Annotated in this window: 5 protein-coding genes; 1 reads left to right on the forward strand and 4 read right to left on the reverse strand. The window is 32.7% G+C overall.

The genetic code is table 11. The features are described 5' to 3' along the window. Positions 1 to 170: 170 nt before the first annotated feature. The 4 genes from KA858_RS12215 to KA858_RS12230 all read right to left on the reverse strand — a co-directional run bounded on the left by KA858_RS12215 (position 171) and on the right by KA858_RS12230 (position 3,873). A complete protein-coding gene (locus KA858_RS12215) occupies positions 171 to 560 on the reverse strand; it encodes a YbaN family protein (protein ID WP_075108514.1) in 390 nt (129 codons plus the stop codon). Between the two features lie 159 nt (positions 561 to 719). Then, complete coding sequence (locus tag KA858_RS12220) at positions 720 to 1,379, reverse strand: potassium channel family protein (protein ID WP_210135824.1); 660 nt, start codon at positions 1,377 to 1,379, stop codon at positions 720 to 722. Between the two features lie 125 nt (positions 1,380 to 1,504). Further along, positions 1,505 to 2,521, reverse strand: a complete 1,017-nt coding sequence (locus KA858_RS12225; protein WP_210135825.1) for a cytochrome d ubiquinol oxidase subunit II — start codon at positions 2,519 to 2,521, stop codon at positions 1,505 to 1,507. Beyond that, positions 2,521 to 3,873, reverse strand: a complete 1,353-nt coding sequence (locus tag KA858_RS12230; RefSeq protein ID WP_210135826.1) for a cytochrome ubiquinol oxidase subunit I — start codon at positions 3,871 to 3,873, stop codon at positions 2,521 to 2,523. The genes KA858_RS12225 and KA858_RS12230 overlap by 1 nt, the downstream gene beginning before the upstream one ends. Positions 3,874 to 4,074: 201 nt before the next feature. Here KA858_RS12230 and KA858_RS12235 point away from each other — a divergent pair, with 201 nt between their 5' ends. Beyond that, positions 4,075 to 4,308: a glutaredoxin family protein gene (locus KA858_RS12235; protein ID WP_053029142.1), complete on the forward strand. Its 234-nt coding sequence runs from the start codon at positions 4,075 to 4,077 to the stop codon at positions 4,306 to 4,308. Positions 4,309 to 4,395 lie beyond the last annotated feature (87 nt).

Here is a 4,395-nt window from a genome sequence, read left to right on the forward strand (position 1 = left end):
CTGAAGCTGTACCGTATGTATGAGAGCCAACAATACGGAGTATTGTAAATAAAGAAGCCAGTAAATGAATTTGTTAAAACTCATTTACTGGCTATTTCTCTAGGAATTATGTCCCAGACTCTATTTTGCTAGGAATGATGTCCCAACCTCTTCCTTCCTGATTACGATGACTATGATGATCCTTTGTCTTGATTAAAATTCGCTGGTAATGTCTTAACAAATGTAAATAACACAATCGTTTGAATGATTACCATAATGACTAATCCAATTCGAATATATAAGTTTGAAATCATAAAAATAGAAAAACCAACTACTATATATAAACTTATAAGTATTCTTATTTTTTCTTTCATCGTATAACCTTTATACTTTTTAAGATTCTCAACGTAATCTTTATAAATTTGAGTGCTTTCAAGCCATACTTTGAACTTTTTGGAACTATTCGTAAAGCATATAACCGCTAAAATTAAAAAAGGTGTTGTCGGTAATAATGGTAACACTGCACCTATAAAAGCTATTACAGTAAAAAATATACCTAATGCTATTAATACATATCTCATTTACTTGTATCATCACTCCATATCCCATTATTAAAACTAGATATTTTTTACTTACGTCCCTCTAGTTATTATAAAAACATCACAAGTATTAAAGTTACCAAATCGTCAATCCATCTCATGTCTATGATTCGAAGTCCTTTAATAATTGTGATGCAAACTTTATCTTACAATTTTCTTTTCAAAACGATTTAAATCATTATCATGACCTATCATAATCAATATATCTCCAAATTCGATGTTCATCGAAGGGTCTGGGGATACAACAATCTCTTTACCACGTTTAATCGCAATAATATTGATCCCAAATTGCGCACGAATATCTAAATCAATAATTGATTGTCCTGTCATTTTTTCACTTGCTTTTAATTCAACTAGTGAGTGTTCATCTGCTAATTCAAGGTAGTCTAAAACACTAGCGCTTGCTACATTATGCGCAATTCGACGTCCCATATCTCTCTCAGGATGGACAACTGTATCTGCACCAATTTTATTTAATATTTTAGCATGATAATCATTTTGAGCTTTTGCTGTAACTTTTTTTACACCTAATTCTTTAAGTATAAGCGTAGTTAATGTACTAGATTGTATATTTTCACCAATTGCTACGATGACATGATCAAAGTTACGAATACCTAAACTTTTCATCACGGTTTCATCTGTCGTATCAGCTACGACTGCGTGCGTTGCAATGTCACTATATTCATTAACACGCGCCTCATCTCTATCAATTGCCATAACATCCATATCTAACGCATTTAACTCTCTTACTATACTTCCACCAAAGCGACCTAACCCAATAACAACATATTCTTTCTCCATTGAACGGCTACCCCTATCTCTTAAAAATAAGGCAAAGGCTGAGATAAATGACATCATGTAAATCATACTTCATAAAGTTAATATACATTGATGTTCATTATCTCAGCCCCCTTCTATTATTAAAATTATTTTTTACCTTCTACATATTCTTTATCGAATACAAATAATCTCAATAATAATATTAACGATGGAACTAATAAAAGTAAACCTAAAATAAATACAATCACAAGTGCTAATCCCATTGAATCATTAACACCTGAATCACTTACCTTAATAAATGGATATAATAAATAAGGTAATTTACTTATGCCATATCCATAAAATGCAAATGCCATTTGGAGTATCACCATTATAAATGCTAGACCATGATATTTCTTAATGAAGTTCAAAATACCCGCTACAATGAAACAAATGAAGCTTAGTGCAAACATCCACCAGTAATGTTGTACTGCATTATTGAAATGATCTGCATTTTGAATTCTCAACGATAAGAAAACAAATAGTGAAATAATAATCATAGGAGGTCCCCAGAAAATAAACCATTGTCTCATATATTTATATGCCACTTCATCTTTAGCTTTCGATGCATAGTATGTTAAAAATCCTGAAGATATATACAATACACTAATGATTGCTAAAAAGACGACTGACCAAGCAAATGGACTAAGTAGTAATTGGAACCAATCTAAATCAAAATGTGAACCACGTTCATTGATATAGCCACCTTCAGATATTGTTAATACCGTTGCTAATGATGCTGGAATTAATAAACCTGTTAAACCATACATAACTATCCATGGCAATTTAGTGTCTTGACCATAATGTTCAAATGCGTAGAAACTTCCTCGAATAGAAATCAGAATAAGCGCAATAGAACCAGGTACTAGCAACACAGTACCAAAATATAATGCTGAATCAGGGAAAAATCCTACAAATCCAACAAAGAAGAACACGAAGAATACATTTGTAACTTCCCATACTGGATTTAAGTATCGTTCAACTAAGTGGTTAATCTTTTTCTCTTCTCCAGTTAATTTAGTGTGTAAAGTAAAGAAACCCGCACCAAAGTCAATTGAAGCGACAATGATATATAAAAATAAGAACGTCCAAAGTAAGGTAATACCTATTGTAGTATAATCCATTAAGCATGACCTCCTTTTTCGATGACTTTATCTACATCATCTTGGGCAGGTTTATCTTTGAACATACGAATGAGTACATATGCTGATGTAAAGAGTAATACTAAGTAGAGTAATCCAAATAGTATAGTAACTAATGTTATTCCTCCTGCTTGCGTAGCAGCTTCACTCACACGCATATATCCTCTAACTATCCATGGTTGACGTCCAACCTCAGTTAAAAACCATCCAAATTCGATAGCTAACATAGAAGCTGGCCCAGTAGGAAGAATCGCGTATAACATACCTTTATGCGTAACGAATTTACGTAGTTTCTTAATGATTAAAGTTAAAATAAAAGCACCTGAAATAACAAAGCATAATACACCCATAGTTACCATTAAATCAAAGAAGTAATGGACAATTAATGGAGGTAGTTCATCTTTCGGAAAATCATTGAGTCCTTCTACTTTAGTGTTTACATTATTATCCGCTAAGAAACTCAGCATGCCTGGTATTTTGATAGCACCTTCAACTTCTTGAGTCTTCTCGTTTAATACACCGAAGAATACTAAATCCGCTTTCGATTGTGTATCAAAGTGCCACTCGTAAGCCGCTAATTTCTCTGGTTGCGCTTGGTGTAAGAATTTAGCTGATAAGTCCCCCGCTAACATTGACAATAATGTTGATAAGAATCCAACAATCATAGTCATTTTTAAAGCTTTTTTATGATATTCTGCATCTTTATTATATTTGTTTTTCAATAGTTTAAATGCTGCAATAGTTGCTAGAACAAACGCCATTGTCATACCTGCAGTAGCTACCACATGGAAGGCTCTTACTAGGAATGAAGGATTGAACATTGCTTCAAGTGGTTGTACATTAACCATTTTGCCGTCCTTCATTTCAAATCCTGCTGGTGTGTTCATGAATGAGTTCACTGATGTAATAAAGAACGCAGAGAATGAACCACCGATAATAACTGGAATGCTAATAATGAAGTGTGTCCATTTATTTTTGAAACGATCCCATGTATATAAATAAATACTTAAGAATATCGCTTCAAAGAAGAACGCAAATGTCTCCATAAATAGTGGTAAAGCAATGACATGCCCACCCATTTTCATAAATGTTGGCCAAATTAATGATAATTGTAAACCGATAATTGTACCTGTTACAACACCAACAGCAACAGTAATGGTATAACCTTTCGACCAACGCTTGGCTAATGCTATATATTTAGGATCCTTGTTTTTGATTCCTAAAAATTCTGCAATTGCAAACATAAGTGGCATACCAACACCTATCGTCGCAAAGATGATATGTACTGCTAACGTCATACCAGTTAGGAAACGACTAATTTCAACGGAATCCATAATTTCATCACCTTTTCTATATCTATTTTTAAAAAGCAATTAATATAAATTATATTATGTTCTATTTTCTAACTAAATCCTTTTGCTTAAATTTAAGAAAGATTTTTTTGATGAATTTCACATAATTTTCACAGTTTGCATTTCTTTCCAAAATTATATATAGTATTTTTCATGATAATAACTCGATAGGAGTGAGCTCGATTGCCAAACATCGTTATTTTTACTCAAAATGATTGTCCCCCTTGTACATTTGTAAAAAATTATCTTACTGAACACAAGGTCGGTTATATTGAAAAGAACATTGCGAATCAACAATATCGCGCTGAAATGATGGATTATGATGCGTTCGCTACACCATTTATTCTCTTAGATGGCGAACCAATGTATCAAGTGGATTTAGATAAGATTAATGCTGCATGTCATATTGGTTCATAGCATAATCGTATTAACGATACAGGCCTAGCACTAAATGAAATGATTTAGTTGCTAGGTTCTTTATTGTAAAAAAGGTTCTACGCAAAC

It is taken from the genome of Staphylococcus sp. GDX8P80P, assembly GCF_017893095.1.
Taxonomy (GTDB): Bacteria; Bacillota; Bacilli; order Staphylococcales; family Staphylococcaceae; genus Staphylococcus; species Staphylococcus borealis.